The organism is Rhodococcus sp. ACS1, assembly GCF_002300155.1.
GTDB classification, from domain to species: domain Bacteria; phylum Actinomycetota; class Actinomycetes; order Mycobacteriales; family Mycobacteriaceae; genus Rhodococcus_F; species Rhodococcus_F koreensis.
The window spans coordinates 1-319 of sequence record NZ_NSDZ01000039.1; the positions used below are offsets into that span (position 1 = coordinate 1).

Annotated in this window: 1 protein-coding gene; it reads left to right on the plus strand. The window is 73.4% G+C overall.

The features are described from left to right. A partial coding sequence (locus CJ179_RS50490) for an AMP-binding protein (RefSeq protein ID WP_143549100.1) occupies positions 1-319 on the plus strand: 319 nt, incomplete at both ends.

Below are 319 nucleotides of genomic sequence, written 5' to 3' on the forward strand. Positions count from 1 at the left end.
GTCGCCGGCGACCGCGTCGCGATCTACATGCCGATGATCCCCGAGGCCATCGTCACCATGCTCGCCTGCGCCCGCCTGGGCCTGACCCACTCGGTGGTCTTCGCCGGCTTCTCCGCCAGCGCCCTGCGCTCCCGCATCGACGACGCCGAAGCCAAGCTCGTCGTCACCGTCGACGGGCAGTGGCGCCGCGGCCAGGCCGCACCCCTCAAGCCCGCCGTCGACGAGGCGGTCGACGGGGCCGCGTCCGTCGAGCACGTCCTCGTCGTCAAGCGCACCGGCATCGACGTCGCGGTCACCGAGGGCCGGGACCTGTGGTGGC